General features: G+C 40.7%; 20 protein-coding genes and 1 tRNA gene. 11 read left to right on the top strand and 10 right to left on the bottom strand.

From position 1 onward, the window contains the following. Positions 1-22: 22 nt before the first annotated feature. The 5 genes from nudK to J1G40_RS12035 all read right to left on the bottom strand — a co-directional run bounded on the left by nudK (position 23) and on the right by J1G40_RS12035 (position 3843). Positions 23-616 (bottom strand): GDP-mannose pyrophosphatase NudK, encoded by a 594-nt coding sequence (nudK, locus tag J1G40_RS12055; RefSeq protein ID WP_265242894.1) that lies wholly within the window; start codon positions 614-616, stop codon positions 23-25. 31 nt (positions 617-647) lie between these two features. Further along, complete coding sequence (locus J1G40_RS12050; protein ID WP_265242893.1) at positions 648-1697, bottom strand: DUF3667 domain-containing protein; 1050 nt, start codon at positions 1695-1697, stop codon at positions 648-650. A gap of 94 nt (positions 1698-1791) precedes the next feature. Further along, entirely contained in the window at positions 1792-2445 is a 654-nt protein-coding gene (locus tag J1G40_RS12045; protein ID WP_265242892.1) for a DUF2461 domain-containing protein, read from the bottom strand. Between the two features lie 16 nt (positions 2446-2461). Beyond that, complete coding sequence (locus J1G40_RS12040) at positions 2462-3259, bottom strand: TIGR00266 family protein (RefSeq protein WP_265242891.1); 798 nt, start codon at positions 3257-3259, stop codon at positions 2462-2464. A gap of 125 nt (positions 3260-3384) precedes the next feature. Beyond that, a complete protein-coding gene (locus J1G40_RS12035; RefSeq protein ID WP_265242890.1) occupies positions 3385-3843 on the bottom strand; it encodes a DUF4442 domain-containing protein in 459 nt (152 codons plus the stop codon). Between the two features lie 195 nt (positions 3844-4038). Between J1G40_RS12035 and J1G40_RS12030 the strand changes: the two genes are divergently transcribed. From J1G40_RS12030 to J1G40_RS11995, 8 genes are all read left to right on the top strand, one after another. Next, complete coding sequence (locus J1G40_RS12030; RefSeq protein ID WP_265242889.1) at positions 4039-4518, top strand: DUF4870 domain-containing protein; 480 nt, start codon at positions 4039-4041, stop codon at positions 4516-4518. After that, positions 4518-5006 (top strand): nuclear transport factor 2 family protein, encoded by a 489-nt coding sequence (locus tag J1G40_RS12025; RefSeq protein ID WP_265242888.1) that lies wholly within the window; start codon positions 4518-4520, stop codon positions 5004-5006. The genes J1G40_RS12030 and J1G40_RS12025 overlap by 1 nt, the downstream gene beginning before the upstream one ends. A 176-nt stretch (positions 5007-5182) precedes the next feature. Beyond that, a complete protein-coding gene (locus J1G40_RS12020) occupies positions 5183-5518 on the top strand; it encodes a PadR family transcriptional regulator (RefSeq protein ID WP_265242887.1) in 336 nt (111 codons plus the stop codon). Positions 5519-5520: 2 nt separating this feature from the next. Next, positions 5521-7242 carry a PspC domain-containing protein gene (locus J1G40_RS12015; protein ID WP_265242886.1) on the top strand — a complete coding sequence of 574 codons (1722 nt, stop codon included), beginning with the start codon at positions 5521-5523 and terminating at the stop codon, positions 7240-7242. Positions 7243-7339: 97 nt separating this feature from the next. Then, on the top strand, positions 7340-8062 hold the full coding sequence (locus J1G40_RS12010; RefSeq protein ID WP_265242885.1) for a head GIN domain-containing protein: 723 nt from the start codon (positions 7340-7342) through the stop codon (positions 8060-8062). A 92-nt stretch (positions 8063-8154) separates the two neighbouring features. Beyond that, a complete protein-coding gene (locus J1G40_RS12005; protein ID WP_265242884.1) occupies positions 8155-9165 on the top strand; it encodes a dipeptide epimerase in 1011 nt (336 codons plus the stop codon). After that, the gene (locus tag J1G40_RS12000) at positions 9165-10229 is read left to right on the top strand and encodes an aminotransferase class I/II-fold pyridoxal phosphate-dependent enzyme (RefSeq protein ID WP_265242883.1); all 1065 of its coding nucleotides are present in this window, start codon (positions 9165-9167) and stop codon (positions 10227-10229) included. The genes J1G40_RS12005 and J1G40_RS12000 overlap by 1 nt, the downstream gene beginning before the upstream one ends. A gap of 118 nt (positions 10230-10347) precedes the next feature. Further along, positions 10348-10818, top strand: a complete 471-nt coding sequence (locus tag J1G40_RS11995; protein WP_265242882.1) for a hypothetical protein — start codon at positions 10348-10350, stop codon at positions 10816-10818. A gap of 64 nt (positions 10819-10882) precedes the next feature. Here J1G40_RS11995 and trxB read toward each other — a convergent pair whose 3' ends face one another. Together trxB and J1G40_RS11985 are read right to left on the bottom strand one after the other, a co-directional pair. Next, positions 10883-11848 carry a thioredoxin-disulfide reductase gene (gene trxB, locus J1G40_RS11990; protein WP_265242881.1) on the bottom strand — a complete coding sequence of 322 codons (966 nt, stop codon included), beginning with the start codon at positions 11846-11848 and terminating at the stop codon, positions 10883-10885. Positions 11849-11963: 115 nt separating this feature from the next. Continuing rightward, positions 11964-13085, bottom strand: a complete 1122-nt coding sequence (locus J1G40_RS11985) for a formylglycine-generating enzyme family protein (protein ID WP_265242880.1) — start codon at positions 13083-13085, stop codon at positions 11964-11966. 65 nt (positions 13086-13150) lie between these two features. Between J1G40_RS11985 and J1G40_RS11980 the strand changes: the two genes are divergently transcribed. After that, on the top strand, positions 13151-14341 hold the full coding sequence (locus tag J1G40_RS11980; protein WP_265242879.1) for an aldose epimerase family protein: 1191 nt from the start codon (positions 13151-13153) through the stop codon (positions 14339-14341). 16 nt (positions 14342-14357) lie between these two features. Here J1G40_RS11980 and J1G40_RS11975 read toward each other — a convergent pair whose 3' ends face one another. From J1G40_RS11975 to upp, 3 genes are read right to left on the bottom strand one after another with little or no spacing between them, the layout of a single operon-like run. Continuing rightward, the gene (locus J1G40_RS11975) at positions 14358-15947 is read right to left on the bottom strand and encodes an arylsulfatase (protein WP_265242878.1); all 1590 of its coding nucleotides are present in this window, start codon (positions 15945-15947) and stop codon (positions 14358-14360) included. A 5-nt stretch (positions 15948-15952) separates the two neighbouring features. Next, on the bottom strand, positions 15953-17797 hold the full coding sequence (locus J1G40_RS11970) for an FAD-dependent oxidoreductase (protein ID WP_265242877.1): 1845 nt from the start codon (positions 17795-17797) through the stop codon (positions 15953-15955). Positions 17798-17811: 14 nt separating this feature from the next. Then, positions 17812-18465, bottom strand: coding sequence for a uracil phosphoribosyltransferase (upp, locus tag J1G40_RS11965; RefSeq protein ID WP_265242876.1), 654 nt, complete (start codon positions 18463-18465; stop codon positions 17812-17814). Between the two features lie 192 nt (positions 18466-18657). Between upp and J1G40_RS11960 the strand changes: the two genes are divergently transcribed. Together J1G40_RS11960 and J1G40_RS11955 are read left to right on the top strand one after the other, a co-directional pair. Next, positions 18658-18732, top strand: a tRNA-Pro gene (locus J1G40_RS11960). Positions 18733-18948: 216 nt separating this feature from the next. Then, a complete protein-coding gene (locus tag J1G40_RS11955) occupies positions 18949-20211 on the top strand; it encodes a site-specific integrase (RefSeq protein ID WP_265242875.1) in 1263 nt (420 codons plus the stop codon). Positions 20212-20381: the final 170 nt, after the last annotated feature.

The following is a 20381-nucleotide window of genomic DNA, read 5'->3' as shown; positions in this document are numbered from 1 at the left end:
TTTATTGTTTATTGTTTATTGATTACTGTTTACTGCTAATTGTACCATGCAGGGCAGCGTACTGTAATAGCATAATGGTTTTAGCGTCTCTGATCTCCCCGGAATTCATCATATCCAATGCTTTTTGGAAGCTGAGTTCCAGTACTTCTATATTTTCGGTTTCATCCTCTGCCCCACCCCCTTCACTTATCTTCATTTTCTCCTCGTAGGCCCCGATAAAAAAATAAAGGATCTCCGTAACCGATCCAGGAGACATATAACATTCAAAAACCTTTTTAACATCATGAACTTTATAACCTGTTTCTTCCTCTACCTCTTTTCTGATGCATTCCTCAGGGTGGTCCCCATCTAGCAAGCCAGCACAAACCTCTATCATCATTCCGGTTTCATTGCCATTTACATAGGTGGGCATTCTAAATTGTCTGGTAAGTATTACTGTCCCCTTCAATTTATTATAAAGCAGTATTGCGGCGCCGTTACCCCTGTCGTAAGCCTCCCTTTCATGGATTTCCCAACTACCATCCTCTTTTTGATAATTGTAGGTATACTTATTAAGGGTATACCAATTGTCTGATAACACCTCTTTTTTTACATTCTTAATTTTTCCGTTTTTCAAACGCAGGGATTTATTGCAATAAATGTCATTATCAATACAACATAAATGAAACCATAATGATACCAAAAACGGCTATGGGTACAACAATTATCATATAGACAAAAGAAATTATATTGGCTTTGATAATGGCACCCAGCCAGCTGCTTCTATAAAAGTTTCGAAGGGCCAGGATTAAATAAATTACAAACGACATAATAACCAGGAATTCTAACCAACCGGGAATTTCTATCAGATTATTCGCCAAAATCAGGACACAAAAGGAGGTGAAAAGAAAGGTGAAAAAGTAAAAACTAAAAACCATATGATGCGCAAAGGTGGCCCTTTTCCAATAGAATATTTTCAAAAGTATGGCAAACAACGGTAGCATAAAGAACATGGCAATTGGAATGGTATCATAGAGGGCTTGTAGTATACCTCCTCCCCTTTGCTTATAGAATTTCAGCATCTGTTGATAAAATCTTTTGGTAAAAGCACCAGCATCATCATCCATACCCATTGCATTTAACAATTCAGATTCCGGGGCACCATTGGCAATCAGAGAATCAAGAGCTTCCCTTTTAAAGCTGAAAGAAACGTCAGGGGCCCTTTGTACATTGGAAAGGACAGAATCCAGGGCCTGTAAATCTTCATCGGGCACCTGATCCATGACCTCGCTTTTTAAAAGGGCATCTTTGGCCTTCAGAAGCGCAAGGGAGTCTTTCTGAGTCTGCAAAGAATCTATTCTTATTTCTTTATCAAAACCTTCGTCAAGAACCTTGGAAAGTTCATTGTCGGCCTTTCTTATGCTGAACGAGAAAATAAAAAAGAAGATTACCGAAATAAAAAGATAGAACTGGGCAGGGTGCAAATAAGAAAGGCGTTTACCATCTACAAATCTTCTGGCCAAAACCCCTGGTTTGGTCATCAGCGGTATAAAACTTCGGAAGAATCTTGCATCTATAGAGAAATAGTTACTTATTGTATTGCTGAAAAGAACGCCGAATGTCAGATTATCTGCCGTTTCCTGTCCGCAATTAGGACAATATTTATATGATGCATCATGGGTTGCATCACAATTTTTACATCGGTTGGTTGTAGACATTGCTCTTGGTTTGTCTAAAAATACAAAAAGAATTTGGCCCAATTACATCATTTGTAAAGCTACATTGCAGTGCTTTAAAATCGTAAAAAACCTTTTAAACACTTATTGCTTTATTGAGGTAGCGTCTAAAGGGTAGCATTTCCTGGTAAACCTCAATAATTTTCTTGGTAAACGACTTCTTAAAAATGACATCATTGGGAAAAGTATGAACAACGCCAAAGGTCTTATTCCTTATTAAATCTATATGCGGATGGTCTGCTGAAAAGCCCTTGGGGCTTGTTTTTAACTTCTGATCTTCATACAACCCGCCAAAGGTCTTCCTGAAGGAAGGTTTGTCAATAATCATTTTAAATTCGTCTCCATTATAGTCTAGTGCATCGCGTATACTACGCAATACTATAGGTTCCGGCCTCCAGATGCCCCCCGCAAAAAGAGATTCATGAATACCGATTTCCAGATAGAAATCCCCGGAATTAGGGGCCTTATCCAGACCCGCAGCAAAATGATCCTTATACACAGGCTTGTTGGGATGAAACATCAGATTGTTATTAATTCTGTTTATCCCTTTTTTCCCGGGAGTAGAATAATATTCATCATCAATTTCGGCCAGCATATGGTTTAATTGGTCTAACCAAAGGATAAATTCTGCTCGCAGCTTTTTATAGCGATTGCGATTTTTATCCATCCAATCCTTATTGTTGTTTTCCTGAAGTTCTTTTAAGAAGGTGGTGAGCGCCGTGAAATCCATTTAATATATAAGGTAATTAGAACCTGTTATCCCCATCGAGCAAATCTCCAATGCCGCCCAATATACTTCCTTCCCCCTTGTTCTTGCCACCTCTGGGTACAGAAGCCAATATTCTTCCTGCCAATCGGCTAAACGGTAATGATTGTATATAAACAGTTCCTGGGCCACGTAAAGTCGCAAAAAACAAACCTTCCCCTCCAAAGACAGTATTCTTGATACCTCCCACAAATTCGATATCATAATCTACGTCTTTTGTAAAGCCTACAATACAACCGGTATCTACCTTTAGTACCTGGCCAGGTGCCAGTTCTTTCTTAGCCAGAGTACCCCCGGCATGCACAAAGGCCATTCCATCGCCTTCTAACTTCTGCATAATAAAACCTTCCCCGCCAAATAATCCTCTGCCCAGACGTTTGGAAAACTCTATCCCTACCGAAACTCCTTTGGCCGCACAGAGAAAGGCATCTTTCTGGCAAACAAACTTGCCGTGTTTCTCTGAAAGATCTATTGGCACTATCTTCCCGGGATAAGGCGAAGCAAAACTCACTTGTTTTTTACCTTGTCCTACATTTAGAAATGCCGTCATAAAAAGACTTTCCCCGGTTAGAATTCTTTTACCTGCTGAAAATATCTTACCCAGTACACCGGTATCCTGATTAGAACCATCACCAAAGATGGTATCCATTTTTATATCAGTATCCATCATCATAAAACTTCCTGCCTCGGCCACAACAGCCTCCTGAGGGTCTAGCTCTATTTCTACATACTGCATTTCCTCTCCGTGAATTTCAAAGTCTATTTCGTGTGCGTTCATGTATTGTTTATTGCTTATTGTTTATTGTTTATTGATTATTGATTATTGATTAGTTGAAAGAAGGGGGCTATTTGTTACAGATGGCGAAAAAAAATATAAATGCCAATGATAAATGATATATCCCATTATTTGCGTTTCAACTTTATCGTCCATTCGAAATTAAATTCTGAAACTTCCACCCCATCCTCATTTAAGCCAACAGATTTCATCCATATCGTTTGTCCTTCTCCGGAAGCTATGGTGCTTTTAAGTGCCTGGTCTATCTTCTGGCCCTCCTCGCAACTAAAGGTGATTTTTCCACGAGCCTTCTTTGTAAAACTCGCGTTGTTCCTGGCTACCAACATAGAGATTTCTTTCCCGCTTTCCCGTATTTTATTACTGACCAGCACCCCCGTAGTGAACTCAGCAGCCATCCCCTGTACTGCCCAGAACATAGATTTAAAAGGGTTTTGATTAAACCACCTATGCCGTACTCTTACCACAGCTTTATTATCATCGATATATTTTAGTCTCACTCCACACCACCAGGCTGAAGGCAATTTAATAAATGTGAATAAGTTGTACTTAGCTGTATTTGTTGACATTGCAGTAGATTTATCCAGAGACCATAATTAAATTAAGATGGCTCAGGAGCATAAAAGTATTCAAAATAGTTGAATGCTTAACTGTTAAATATATGTTAAATAACAGTACTATGTTTTGCATAATACCTTTTTTTAGCCATATATTTGCATTGTAAGTTATTATGTTATTCACAGGATTGAATAAATTTTATCATCATGACAGAGACTTTAAGTAAACATCAAAGAAATTTATCGGCAATAATACATGCCTCAACACTGACCAAATATTTTATTCCTTTTGGTAATTTCCTATTGCCATTAGTACTGTGGATGTCTAACCGGAAAGAGCACGAATTTGTAGATTACAATGGGAAGCAGGCTTTGAATTTTCAGATGAGCCTTCTTCTGTATTCTATTATTTTGGGAATAGTTTCTGTACCCTTCTTTTTGGGCTTTCTCCCCAATATATTCGAAGGAGGTATTCTCAATGTGCGCCACTTTAATGAATTCAACATTTTTGATTTTCATATAAATAGCGACAACTTTAGCATTGGCAGGTTCTGGCCTTTAGGCGTCACAGGATTGCTCCAGGCAGCTTTATTTGTAATCAACATTGTTTATACCATCCTGGCAACTTTAAGAACTAACGAAGGAGAAACTTTTAAATATCCCCTTACCATAAAATTTATAAAGTAATGAAGACCAATTCTAACATATTCTTAGTACTGATACTTGGCATGGCTGTTATGGTCTTTAGTTCATTCAGAACAGTAGACGGGCATGTTCTAAGCAGGTTGGCACCAGCTGACGACTTGTATAGCACAATAGTAGAAATGGACAGCATCTATTTTACTGCATACAACAATTGCGATATGGCAACACAAGCCGAATTGTACGCAGAGGATCTTGAGTTTTATCATGACAAGGGCGGGTTATCTACATCCAAACAGGATATTTTAAAAAGTATTGAAGCCAATATCTGTGGTAAAGTTACCCGGGAGTTGGTAAAAGGCAGCATAGAAGTATACCCAATTAATGGTTTTGGTGCAGTAGAAATTGGGATGCATAAGTTTCACAATAATCAGGAACCGGATGCCATTTCTTTACCAAGTAAGTTTATAACAATATGGAAACATCAGGAAGACAGATGGCTCATATCAAGAGTAATTAGTCTTCATAAATAATAGAAATATAATTAAACAGGGTACTAATCACACCCTTAAGCAGTAGTTTATTTATTAATCAAAAAACGGAGTTTATTCATCAATTAAAATCAATATGGACCGACAAAAAACGAACAGTTAACCAAATGCGTAAGCGGCTTTACACCGCAGAAGCATAATTTAAGAATTAAGAAATTATGAATATAGAAAACACAAAAGCACAAATGCGTAAAGGAGTACTGGAGTACTGCATACTCTCCATATTAAATGGAGAAGATAAGTATGCCTCTGAGATACTTCAGTCGCTAAAAGACGCTAAGATGCTTGTGGTTGAGGGCACTATATATCCCCTGCTCACAAGACTTAAAAATGCCGGATTGCTCAACTATCGTTGGGAAGAATCCACATCAGGACCCCCACGAAAATACTATGCACTCACGGAAACGGGCGTACTATTTCTTAAAGAATTAAATATTACCTGGGATGAACTCAGAGGAGCAGTGAATTTGGTCACCAATGCTAAAAATAACTAACAATGAATAAGACAGTAAATATAAATCTAGCAAATATACTTTTTCACATAGATGATAAAGCATTTAACAAATTACAACGTTATCTGGAAGCGATAAAGCGTTCGTTTTCCGGTACTAGCGGGAGTGATGAAATTATCTCGGATATAGAAGCCAGGATTGCCGAGCTTTTCCAGGAAAAAATGGAGAACGAGCGTCAGGTGATAACCCTGAAAGAAGTAGACGAAGTTATTACCGTAATGGGGCAACCCGAAGACTATATGGTAGATGAAGATATTTTTGAAGATGGTCCAAAGGAAAAAGCTACCAAGACCAGCAGTTCAAAAGTAAAAAAGCTCTACAGAGATGTTGATCACAAATATATAGGTGGAGTATGTGCCGGTCTGGAGCACTACCTGGGCTTTGATGCCCTTTGGATCCGTCTGATATTTATACTATTAGCGGTATTCACCGGATTTGGATTTATCGCATATATCCTATTATGGATATTAGTTCCTGAAGCTGCCTCTACCTCGCAAAAGTTAGATATGAAGGGAGAGAAGGTGAATATAAGTAACATAGAGCGCAAGGTAAAAGAAGGCATTGAAGACGTTGCAGATACCATTAAAAATGCAGATTACAGCAAGGTAAAAAGCAGCGGTAAGACTTTTTTTGATACCGTAGGAGATGTCATCATGTTCCTGTTCAAGGTCTTTGGCAAATTCATTGGAATCTTGTTGATCATTATAGGAGCAGCCACCCTGATTGGTCTTTTTATTGGCCTTTTCACGGTAGGAATACTAGATATTGTACATCTGCCAGGAGTAGATTTCTATGAAATTGTGAACTCTACTGATGCGCCGGTTTGGTTAGTATCCTTACTGACGTTTTTCACAGTTGGAATACCATTTTTCTTCCTGCTGTATCTGGGATTAAAAATATTGGTTACTAATCTAAGATCTATAGGAAATATTGCCAAATTCTCCCTCCTTGGTTTATGGTTACTCTCTATAATAGGAATAACCGTACTAGGTGTACAGCAAGCTTCGGCACATGCCTTTACCGGCAGTTATACTGAAAAAGAGCAGTTATATGTTCCTCAGGGTTTGGATACATTACGCATAAGTATGGTATCTGACGATTTATATCAAAATCAGGAGAATATTGGTATAAATGGCATGACCATTTCATACAATGATAATGGCGACAGGATATTGTTTTCTGACGATGTGCGATTTGATGTTAAAAAATCTAAAGATTCTTTGGCACATATTCACATTAGAAAAGATGCCGACGGCAGTTCTTTTGCAAATGCAAGGGCCAGAGCAGAAAAAATAGATTACAGCTATGCCGTTGAAGGCAATTCTTTGGTTCTTAATGACTATATGTCTACCGATATTAAAAACAAAGTCAGGGACCAGGAGGTGATGATAACCGTTTATGTTCCGGTAGGAACCGAACTTCAATTCGATGAAACGGTTAAAAGGCATATCGGTAGGTCAACAAGATATGACAAGGATATTTACAGGAGTGAATTAATAGATTATCGCTGGTCTATGGCAGACAATGGAGAACTGCAATGCCTTAATTGCCCCGATGATATGGATGAAGATGACTCTGATGATGACCAAGGGAGAATTATAATCAACAAGGACGGCCTGGATGTAGATATAAATGATAACGGAGATTCCTTTAAGATGAAGATAGATGAAGACGGGGTTAATATCAAAGCCAAAGAAGACAATTAGTAACAATTCAGCAGCCCAATTCAACAGTTGGGTTAAAAAAAATTAACAATAGTAGCAATTAACAAGAAATTTGTATCAATCTAATAAAACAACAATCATGACAACACTAGCAAGAATAACCATCGCATTAATTATGGCCATTATCCTTTCCTCCTGTGCTTTCGATATCAATTTTGGAGACGGGAAAAAAGGAAACGGAGTAATTGCCGAAGACAGAAGAGAAGTAACGGAAGAATTTACCGTTGTAAAAGCATCTGAAGGTATAGACGTATATGTAACCCAGGCAGATGAATTTGAGATCACAATAGAAGCTGATGAGAATATTATAGATCTTATCGGGACAGATATTAAAGACGGAAGATTAAGAGTTCATGCCATAGAAAATATTGGAAGGGCTACAAAAAAGGTTTACGTTTCTCTGCCTGAGATCACAGGCCTTTACAGTTCTAGCGGGGCAGATCTGGTTGCCAAAAATGCAATAGAGGCAAATAAGATATCCCTTGATGCCAGCAGTGGCTCAGATTTAGAGGTAGAATTATTCGCTGACGAAGTAGATGCAAGTACCAGTAGTGGTGCAGACATTAAAGTTTCGGGTGAAGCCAACTATTTTGTTGCTGATGCAAGCAGCGGCTCGGATATCAAGGCCAGATCGTTTCTGGTAAAAAAATGTACTGCTGAAGCCAGTAGCGGAGCAGATATTTCTGTGAATGTTTCTGAATCGCTCACCGCCAATGCAAGTAGCGGGGCAGACATATCTTATAGTGGTGATGCAACCGTACAAAAAAGAAAATCTGTTTCGGGTAGCGTTCATAAATACTAAAAAGCAAAACCCAATCTAGCTCAATTAAATTAGACCCTTCAGGTTTGGATACCTGAAGGGTCTTTCGCTATATTAGTATAAACATTGTATTTGTGAAACTACTAATTAAAAAGTTCGTTCTCCCCCTTAAACATACATTTAGTATCTCAAGAGAATCTCACAATGCTCAGGATACGATGATTGTTTGTTTAAGTGAAGGTGGTATAACAGGATATGGAGAAACCACTTCCAATACCTATTACAATTTCACCCTTGAAAGTATGGAGGCAGAAATAGAGGCCATACGTTCGGACATTGAAGGGTATAACTTTAAGGATGCTGCAACGTTTTATGCATTTCTTTCTGACAAGGGACTCAGTAATTTTGTGCTCTGCGCCCTGGATTTGGCTGCCCACGATCTCTACGGTAAAATTCTGGGGCAACCCTTATATAAAATCTGGAATACCAACACCAGGCACTACCCCATTACCAATTACACCATAGGTATAGATGATATAGATATAATGTTGGCCAAGATGGCAGAAAAACCATGGCCTATTTATAAAATAAAATTGGGTACGCCAAACGATATCGCTATCGTACAGGCACTAAGAAAACATTCCGAGGCCGTTTTCCGGATAGATGCCAATTGCGCCTGGACTGCCGAAGAAACTATTTCTAATGCCCCTCTGCTCAAAGACCTGGGGGTAGAATTCATAGAGCAACCCCTTAAGGCAGATGATTGGGAAGGAATGGAAAAGGTGGCTCATCACAGCGTGCTCCCAATAATAGCTGATGAAAGCTGTATCTTAGAGGAAGATGTGGAGAAATGCGCCCTACATTTTAATGGAATCAACATTAAACTGACAAAATGCGGGGGACTAACTCCGGCCCTGAGAATGATTAAAAGAGGTAAGGAACTGGGGCTTAAAATTATGGTAGGCTGTATGACAGAGTCTACCGTAGGAATTTCAGCTATAGCACAGCTACTACCGCAATTAGATTATGTGGATATGGACGGGGCAATGTTATTATCACAAGATATTGCCAGTGGCGTTCAGATTCTTGAAGGTGGCAAAGTAGTTTTCCCAAAACTTGGAGGTAGCGGAATAACCTTAAATTGATGGAGCATTATATTGATCACTTCCCGGGAATTCACCTAAAAATTAAAAACAAGGATTACCGCTACTTTGGGGGAACGGCCTATTTGGGGTTACAAACAGATCCTAAATTTCAGGAGATTTTTATTGCGAATGTAAAAAACTACGGAACTGCCTATGGTGCTTCCAGAAAATCTAATATTCGTCTTGACATTTACGATAAAGCAGAGTGTTTTTTGGCCAACTGGACCGGAAGCGGTGCATGCGCGACACTATCATCAGGTTACCTGGCCGGGCAATTAGTAGCCAACCTATTTAATCACCCGGATTACCAACCATTTTACGCCCCAAATTGCCATACTGCCTTGTTTTCTACTACGGAAAAAGGAAAATATAATAAACCCTATGCTACCTATACTTCTCTGGGGATTGCTTTGCGTCAGCATCTGGAATTTAAGAATGCGGAAACACCTGTGGTATTCTTAGATGCTATCGACTTTTCGACTACTAACTACCCTAATTTTGACGGAATAAAATCGCTCCCATTGGAAGATATTGTACTCGTAATTGATGATTCTCACGGCATAGGCGTTGTAGGTCCTGAAGGTGCCGGAGTTTTTCCATTACTTTCAAAACTAAATGCTAAAGAATTGCTTGTTTGTTGTTCACTGGGTAAAGCTATGGGAGTACAGGGAGGTGCCATATTTTGTTCAAAAGAGAGACATAAAAAACTCACCGATACAGATTTTTATGCCGGTGCAAGTCCGGTAGCACCCGCATATCTGCCCACCCTGCTCGATGGTTGGGATTTGATACAACAAAAAAGGGAACAATTACATCATAATATCTCCACCTTCTCTGCAGGGGTTGAAAACCTTAAAAATCTGATAAGTATCCCGAATTATCCTGCCTTTAGTTATTCGGATAACCTTCTAACTGAGTATTTATTTGATAATAGGGTAATAGTCACTCATTTTGCCTACCCAAATGAAGCCGCCGACCTCAGCAGCAGAATTGTCCTGAGTGCTGCGCACAAAAATGACGATATTCAATATCTCGTAGATCTACTCTGCCGATATACTCGTTAATAACTCGTTTTTTTTATCCTCTTTTCCGGGCCTACAATATTCGAAAATATGCCATTGTTTTATAAAATAATTCGTAACTTATTAACATTATTTTTAGAATAACTTAAAACGCGGGACCATGAAAAAATTACTCGGATTATTTCTTATAATGATGCTTTTCGTATCGGGCACAGTATTCACAACTTCAAAACCAGATGCCATGCATACTATGGAAGGTACCTGGGAACTTCAAAGTTTCTATAATTACGATGGAGAAAATATTATTGACACCGTACCTCTTGCTGAAGGTTACAGACAGGTTAAAATGTATTACAACGGGAAAGTCATGTGGTCTAGGACCACTTCCAGTGATACCAAAGACGCTGATGGCAATGACGTTATAGGGAGGTTTGGTTATGGCTCCTATCGGATTACAGAGAACGAATTAATAGAAACAATAGAATATGGCGATAAAGGCATGATGAGAGATTTGGAGGCTTTACGGCTTTTTACTTTTGAACTTGTATTAACGGATTCCACTTATAGTCAGATCTCATTTGATGAGGAAGGCAACAGAACTTTTTCCGAAAATTATTTGCGAATTGATTAATCATTTCGAGATATAAAAAAGCCGCTACAGTTGTCGCGGCTTTTTTATTTTATTCTGTCAATCTTTATGAAACTTTTTGCGGTATTTCTATAGTGGCCAGATAACGTTCTGCGTCTAATGCCGCCATACAACCTGTTCCTGCTGCAGTAACTGCCTGTCTGTATTCTTTATCCTGTACGTCACCGCTTGCAAAAACCCCAGGTTTACTGGTTTTGGTAGATTTACCCTTAGTAATTAAATAACCGGTATCATCCATTTCTAACTGCCCTTTAAAAATATCGGTATTGGGTTTATGCCCAATGGCTACAAAAAAGCCAGTTATAGCTATTTCCTCTTTTTCTCCGGTTTTATTATTAACCATGCGCAAACCTTCTACCACCTGTTCCCCTATCAACTCATCTACTTCAGTGTTGTAACGAAGGTCTATATTAGGCAGGCTCTCTACCCGGTGTTGCATGGCCTTTGAGGCCCTCATATGATCTTTTCTGACTAACATAGTCACCTTATTACAGATATTAGCCAAATAAGAAGCTTCTTCTGCAGCAGTATCTCCCCCACCTACAATTGCCACATCCTGGCCCTTATAGAAAAATCCGTCACAGACGGCACAGGCAGAAACCCCTCCACCACGTAATCGTTGTTCACTTGGAATATTAAGGTACTTCGCTGTAGCCCCGGTTGAAATAATTACGGTCTCCGCTTCTATAATCTTATCGTTGTCTATGGTTACTTTATGTATGCCTCCAATTTCGTCGCTAAAATCAACCGCAGTAGCCATTCCTATGCGTACTTCGGTTCCAAAACGTTCGGCCTGTTGTTGCAATTGCACCATCATTGACGGGCCATCCACACCTTCGGGATATCCTGGAAAATTATCCACTTCAGTGGTAGTTGTCAACTGTCCGCCCGGCTCCATTCCGGTATACACAACTGGTTTTAAGTCTGCCCGTGCAGCATAAATTGCAGCCGTATATCCGGCAGGGCCCGATCCTAAAATCAAAGTTTTAATCCGTTCTCTTTTTTCTGACATGGTTTAGTTTTTAATCGGTATAAAAGTAGGTTTTTCGTATAAAACCTTACTTTTAAAGTTATCAAAAGTTATTATCGTTGTATTTGTTTTTTTTACATTAAAAATTATAGAATAACTATTGCTGAGTATTCAGCATTTCTATTGTAGCTACGGTTCTGAATCCCAGGTGCTCAAGGGAAGAATCCAGGCTGCTGGCCATACGCGATGAAATTCTGTAACTGGCGCAATAGGAGGCGTTACACAGAAATGACCCTCCCTTCATGACCTTCTCTTTTGCATAAGGATTAGTGGCGTTATAAGCTGTGGTTGCACCCAGGGGATTCACTGTAATTTCTGTTTTACTCACTTGATCATAATAACTTGTATTGTACCAATCGGACGTCCACTCCCATACATTGCCAGCCATATCGTACAACCCAAATTTATTTGGGGGGTAGGACTTTACAGGCGCCCTTCTTTCAAAACCGTCCGAACTGTTGTTGGTCACTGGGAACTCTCCATTCCATGTATTTGCCATTTGTGACAAAACACTTTCATCCGAACCCCAAAAATAGAGGCCGTCTTCTTGTCCTGCCCTCGCAGCATACTCCCATTCAGCTTCTGTTGGTAAACGCCTGCCCGCCCATTCACAATAAGCAACGGCATCATGATAGGCAATATGCACCACCGGGTCCTGGTCTTTCCCCTTTATAGAACTTCCCGGGCCATTTGGCATTTTCCAGTTGGCACCAATAGTCCATTTCCACCATTGTGAAAAATCGTAAAGGTTTGGGACACTTTCTTTGGTCTTTTTAAAAACGAGCGACCCGGGTTGCATTATGGAATCGTGTGGTTTTGGAGTGCCCTCTGGCAGTTGCTTTTTCATTTCCTCCCAATCTATTTCTCGTTCTGCAATGGTTAAATAGCCTGTTGCTGCCACAAAATCTGAAAATTCTGCATTGGTAACTTCATGGATATCCATAAAGAAACCGTCTACTGCAACTTTATGCGCGGGTTTTTCATGAGACATGGCATGCTGGTCTGTGGCTACGGCCCCCTGGGTAAATTCTCCCCCGGGAATCCATGCCATTCCGGCCGGACGTTCTATACCCGCAGGCACTTCTTTTAGCAGCGTAATTTGCTTTTTTACCGGTTCAGATTGCGCCTTTTTTATTTGATTTGTTTTTTCCTTGCAGCCCATTAAGATTAATGAACAAATTAGCAGGGAGCCAGCCATTAGAGGTCTTGATAGTCTCATATAATATTGCTAAAAATGCGAATTGTAAAGTTATTTCATATCTTCATATAACCAATAATAAATCAATGAAAAACCTCTATTCCTTTATTTTCTATGGCGCCTTGGTATTTTTAACTATAGGAGCATGCAAGGAAAAAACTCAAAACAAAGCAGATAATTCAATGGAAGTAGCCAATAATAAAGAGACGACTGTTTCCGGATTGTCTTATAATGCCTTTGTAGATACCCTAAATAACATACCAGTAAAGCTCTATGTTCTGAAAAACAAGAATGGGGTTGAAGCCGCTTTTACCAATTACGGACAGCGTTTGGTTTCTCTTATGGTCCCCGATAAAAACGGAGCACTGACCGATGTTGTGCTGGGATTCCCGACACTTGAGGAGTACACCTCGGGGAAGGGCCGATTTTTTGGGGCAATGGTAGGGCGATACGGAAATAGAATAGGTGGTGCCGCTTTTACAATAGATGGCACCAGATATGAACTAGTAAAGAATAATGGAGAGAATCATTTACATGGAGGTAATGTTGGCTTCGAATCTGTGGTTTGGGAAGTGGTATCGGCCAGCGATAATCATATCAGCTTTCAGAGGACCTCCCCGGATATGGAAGAAGGATACCCGGGAAATCTAAAAGTAAAAGTAGATTATACTTTAGATGATGATAATGCCCTAAGAATAGATTACACTGCAACTACAGACAAGAAAACACATGTAAATCTTACCCACCACTCCTATTTTAATTTAAAAGGCGCTGGGAATGGCAATGTACAAGACCACCTGCTATACATCAACGCAGATGGTTATACCCCGGTAGATGAAGGTCTTATCCCATTGGGGCACATTGAAGAGGTAGCTGGTAGTCCGTTCGATTTCAAAACGCCTAAAACCATAGGACAAGATGTGGATAGTGAGCATGAACAAATAAAACTTGGCGGCGGTTACGACCATAATTTTGTGATCAATACCTCCTCAGCAGATGCCGAGGGCATCTCTCTGGCAGCCCGCGTTACAGAGCCGGCCAGCGGAAGGGTAATGGAAGTCTTTACCAATGAACCCGGGGTACAATTTTATGGCGGTAATTTTATGGATAATCTAAGCGGAAAGCAAAACAAGGTATACGAATTCCGAGGGGCACTATGTTTGGAAACACAGCATTACCCGAACTCACCGAACCAGGATAATTTTCCAAGTACATTGTTAGCACCAGGAGATACTTACAAATCTGTTTGCATTTATAAGTTCAGTGCCACGCCCTAATATTTGGTTTATGACCTTATTCTTCTGTCGGGATCAAGCCATTATCTAAAGCCTTTATCCTGAACTTCTCAATACTGGCATTGGTGTGTTCCCTTCTAAAGATTTCCGCGGCTTGCTGAATAATTTCCGGATGGGCCGATGCTATATTATGCTGCTCAGTTGGATCTGTCGAAAGATTATAAAGTTCCAGGGTTGCATCTTCATTATCAGACTTAAGTTGCTGTCTTACTACCTTCCAATCTCCCATTCTTAAGGCCAATTGCCCGCCATATTCAGGAAACTCCCATATTAGAAATTCGTGTTCGGCCTGATCTTCTGCGGACAACAAGGTGGGTAAAAAACTGGTGCCGTCATTGTCTGGGGCCTCAAAACCGGTAAGCTCAGCCAAAGTTTCCATTACATCATAATGAACAGAGATATGATCTGTGGTGGTCCCGGGGGCTATCTTATCTGGCCAGCTCGCGATCATAGGCACCCTAATGCCCCCTTCGTAAACAAACCCTTTACCTCTGCCGTATGTACCCTCAAAAGGCTGGGCGCTGTTAAACCACTGTGGGTCCGCGCCTCCTGCAAAAGATGGTCCGTTGTCTGAAGTAAATATGATTAAGGTATTATCGTAAACTCCAAGTGCTTTTAGCTGAGTCACTAACTTGCCTACATTCTCATCAAGATAGGATATCATTGCAGCATAACCTGCCCGGGGGTTCTTATGGGGAAAATAGCCTCCGCCTTTAGCATTCCCTCCAAGGAAAGGGGTTTCTTCTCCAAATTTCTTGATGTAGTAGTCTACCCAGTCCTGAGGGGCCTGTATTGCCACATGAGGTATGGGTGTAGCCCAATATAAAAAGAAGGGTTGGTCCTTGCTGCGATCTACAAAGGCCGTTAATTCTTTGAACATTAATTCAGGGGCGTAGTCCTTTAAATTAAAATCGGCATAGCTCTCAGGATCCGTTGGATCTGCACTTTCGGGAAAAGCTGTATGCGGGGCAATAGTATCGTTGGCAAGGTGTACCCTTTTTTCATTCTTGTAGAGGTGCAAGGGGTAATAAGTGTGCGCCTGCCTTTGGCAATTATACCCATAGAAAAAATCGAACCCCATTATGGTCGGTATAGAATGTGTGTGAGGTGCTCCCAAGCCCCACTTCCCGATCATCCCCGTAGTATACCCCACTTCCTTTAATTTTATAGGCAGGGTTACGGTATTGGTGGGCATGGGTCGCTGGCCTTCTAAAACAGAATCTTTGGCCATGGCAATATAGTTCCACACATCACCCCTGTCTGCCCATTCTTCATTACCACGTATATGGGCCCGGCCAGAATGTTGCCCTGTCATTAGCATATAACGTGCGGGGGCACAAACCGGAGCACTGGTATAGTGCTGGGTAAAAAGCATACCTTCTTTGGCAAGGGCATCTATATTTGGAGTTTCAATCTTCTGCTGCCCATAAACCCCCAATTCACCATATCCAAGATCATCAGCAAGGATGTAGATAATATTGGGCCTGTTGTTTTCCTGCTCAACTTCCGCTTCTTCTTTCCCGGTAGTTTTACAGGATTGCAATAAAATAACTAAAAGGCAAATTGTACTAAAAATGGTAGCTCTCATATTTCTTAGTTTGAAATGGTATTTCCCTTGAGGTCAACGGGAATATTAAAAGGATCAAATATTTGGTTGGTTAAAAGGCTCATTGTCCTCCGGTTTAGGGCTGCATCTTCATTCAATTCCTGATCTATTCCCCACGTATTCCAGTTTTGATTAATTTCCATAACCTGGAATTGAGGTTGGGTCTGCCGTATTACTTCTTTCACAAACTTAAGGGTTATAGGCTTGCCGGAAGCAGGAATTTGGGACAGTTTAGGCACAAAGGGGGTAAGCCCCTGTATCCATTCATATTCTGAGACTATTTGTGCGGGGTAAAACCAGGTTTGGTTGGCCCACTTATAGGGAATGCCATAGCCATTAAATACCCCTGTCGCCCCAATTTTCTGAATGGCGGTAAATGCCCGGTCGTCTTTGTCAACATCTATAAAGGGCATTATATATGCTTTGGCCTCCAGCAGCGCTCGCTGCACCTTGCGCACCTCAACATCGGATGGTGTTTTTGCCTCACGTGCGGCCATGGCTGCCAATGCTCCTGCTGCCTGTCCAATACCCAGTACTACAGGTTGCAGCCTGGTAGTGCCGTTTACTATATTAGAAACACTAATATTCTTTTCGGCTACAATAAAATTATTGACATTATCAGGAATCAATACGCCCATCGGGATGTTATAACTGGGCACTTTTATATTTATGAATTCAATTTTAGGTGTGTCAGGGTTTTTGTCGTGATGATGATCTATGGGGTAGTCACCTACTGCCACACCAGTCTTGTACAGGTTGAAATCATAGGGCCTTTCTAAATGATCTACAGTTAAAAAGACCTTCCCCTCTACCCTTCTGCCTTCCCTGTCATAAGGTATAAAAGGCAAATTGTCCTCTGTCGGAAATTCTGGTGCCAGACGAAGGTTTTTATATCCCAGATCGTTCTGAATATAATACACAAACTTCAGGGTGTGGGCCTTGGCCTTTTTAATTTCTTTTTCCCGTTCTTCATCAGAAAGGCGGCCCCAGTCTACATAATAGTCGTTCCCGCAATTGGGCCAGTTAATCATGTATTTATTATTAGGTAATTTCCCGTAATTCAGCATTTGTTCGCAGCTGGAGACCCCGCCAAACATTTCGCCCTCTGGCCGCTTGCAGCTGCATTTAAATTGGGCGGGGTCATACCCTTTTGGTTTCTTAACCAATCCTTCTTTGCTCTTTGTATCCCCAACATCGGTAAGGATAGCAACATAGGTAAGGTCCTGGACAATGGGGTTGGCCACTTCAGGGGCCTCTTGTTCTCCAGTTTCCTCTTTACTGTCCATACCCAGTCTAAACTTTGCACCAAGTACAGGTAATAACTCTCCGGTCTCAGTAGCGTCTATCAATATCTTTGTTTGGGTCACCTGTCTTTCTCCATTGTTGTCCCAAACCAGAATCCAGCCATCATCCAGTTCAGTAATGGTATAGTATTTAGAATTGTATGCAATTTTCAAGTTCCTCAAATTGGCCATTTTTTTCAACAATCTATCGGCTACGGAGGGTTCAAAAAGGGTATGACTCACCCACCCGGTTGCCACTGCCTTGGGCCCACCGTAATGCGTATAAAGGGCATCTCTGAATTCTCCCCATATGCCAGAAGGTAACTCGTGATTGCCATCAATGGCAGATACCCCGGCGGAAGTTAGCATTCCCCCCAACCAGGGCGATTTTTCCAGTATAATCACTGATGATCCCATTCTAGCTGCTTGGATTGCAGCCGACGTACCTCCGGCACCTCCGCCGATGATAAATACATCTACCTGCTGTTGTGCCAGAAGCAGCTGCAGCGAGAAGACAAGCAGTAATCCCAAGCTAAATTTTCGCCTCATAAAAACAGACTTGTTCAAAGTTTAGGCCCGAAAGCCAAATCTCCGGCATCCCCAAGGCCCGGAATAATATATCCCTTACTGGTTAATTCCTCATCAATTGCGGCAATCCACAGATGGGTATTTTCCGGAAAGACCGATTTTACATGTGCAATACCCTCTTCGGAGCCCATTATAGAAACAATATGGATCTGTCTGGGTTTCCCGTGGGCGCTAAGCGCTCCTAAAACATTTTCCAGGGTTTTCCCGGTAGCGAGCATGGGATCTGTAAGAACTAAAGTCTTGCCGTTGAGATCAGGAGCTGCAAAATACTTAACAATCACTTCAAAATCATCTCCTCCATCCGGGTGGTGCCGGTAAGCAGAAATAAATGCATTTTCGGCCTTATCAAAATAACTCAGCAGTCCCTCATGAAGCGGCAGTCCTGCGCGCAGAACAGAACAAAGTACCAATTCGTTTTCCGGTAATTTCATTTTTTTTGTACCAAATGGAGTGGTAACGACATGGGTATTATAATTTAATGTTTTGCTTAGTTCATATGCTAATATTTCACCGATGCGTTCTATGTTTCGGCGAAAGCGCATACGATCTTTCTGGATAGTTACATCTCTGACTTCTGCCATAAATTGATTCAGGACAGAGCTTTGGGTTTCAAAATGATGAATAATCATAATAGCGTTGATCTAAGCTAAAGATACATTTTTGAGCTTAAAAAAAAGAAGGTAAAATTCGGGATCAGGGAATTAGCGTTTTATTCAAAGAATCGCATTTATTTAGGGCAGGGCCTTTCCAATATTTATAAGTATTGTTTTATATTTGCATTTCCAAATTTTTAGTTTGGTGTTAAAGTGTAAAGTATAGTCCGGGATGTGGCGCAGTCCGGTTAGCGTACACGGCTGGGGGCCGTGTGGTCGCAGGTTCAAATCCTGTCATCCCGACGAACCGCCTTTTGGCGATCATCATTACCCTGCTAATTTATTGATTAGCAGGGTTTTTTATTTTTTCTGCAATCATTTGATATCGTTTGAAATCACCTTTTAGGTGTGCAATTCGGTGTACAAAATTGTATACAATATGTGCTAATTTTAAGTATCATTTAGAGTAATTTAGATGTAGTCTTTGAACAATAATGTTTAACCAAAAGACTCACGAATATGCGTACGGACAGCACATTAGGAGTGATTTTCTTCACTCGAAAAAAAAGAAGCAACCCCGAAATATTGGACATCTATGTCCGGATTACGGTCAACAAGGAACGGGCAGAATTCAGTATCAAACGGGACATTGCGGTGTGCAATTGGGACATTTTTAGGTGCAGGGCCAAGGAAACCAGTGAAAACCTGATTTTGTTCAACAGTTATCTGGATGACGTATATGCCGAGGTCCTCAATGCCCCCAAGCAATTGCACTCGGAAAGAAAGCTCATTACGGCCAAAGGAATCAAGTTAAGGTACTTCGGGGAGGACGAGGAACGAATGGGTCTGATGCAAGCAGTAACATATCACAACAAGAACATCAACAATGAACTGAAGCCAGGAACACTTAAAAACTACTTTTCCACAGAGAAGTATTTAAAAGAGTTTCTGCAAGAACGACTCAAGACCAATGATATTTATTTGGTACAGCTGAACTATAGCTTCATCGTGAACTTTGAAAACTTTATCAGGACCTATAAGCCCAAGACCACGAGAAGGACCTGTACCAACAATGGGGTAATGAAACATATGGAACGATTGCGAAAGATTATCAATCTTTCCTTAAGAATGGAATGGTTGGAAAAAGACCCATTTAGAAATTACAAACTCCGATTTATTAGAAACGAGAGAGACTACCTAACAGAAAGAGAACTACAGCTATTGGAAGACACTTCTTTTATGACCAGAGGTTTAGAAACTGTAAAAGATGTCTTCCTGTTCAGCTGTTATACTGGATTATCATACATTGACGTCAAAGAATTACGACCCGACCAAATTTTGATAGGAATAGATAACCATCAATGGATATATACCAAAAGAGCAAAAACAAATGAAACGGTTAGAATTCCGTTATTGCCCAAGGCCAAGGAAATCCTCGAGAAGTACAAGAAAGAAATGCAACTTACAGGTGAATTGCTACCAGTACTGAGCAACCAAAAGACGAACAAAAACCTAAAGGAAATCGCCAAAGCCTGTGCTATCCATAAGAACATAACTTTTCATGTCGCACGTCATACATTCGCCACAACGGTAACGTTGTCCAATGGCGTGCCTATAGAGACAGTCTCCAAGCTTTTAGGGCATACAAAGCTATCCACGACCCAAATCTATGCGAGAGTGGTACAGAAGAAAGTAGGGGAGGATATGCAAGAGTTGATGGAGAAATTAAAGAACAAGAATAAAGGTAAAAGAAGCGCAGCCCCCAAATCTTACCAAAACTAAAAGCGCATGGTTCCTGTCCGACTTTTTTAGTGTTCGGAAAGAAAAGCGTGAAGAAAAAATCGGATAGGGTGCGACCTACTTTTTCAATGAAAGGCACTGATCAAAGTTTACAAATTTTTGTAGCGAAGCGGATAAGGTTTGTAAAGCAAGAGGGTAACACGCTAAAGCGA

Source organism: Muriicola sp. Z0-33 (genome assembly GCF_026126425.1).
Classification (GTDB): Bacteria; Bacteroidota; Bacteroidia; order Flavobacteriales; family Flavobacteriaceae; genus JAFMPW01.
The sequence above is the reverse complement of the archived record's forward strand: the minus strand, read 5'-3'. Positions and strand labels throughout refer to the sequence as shown.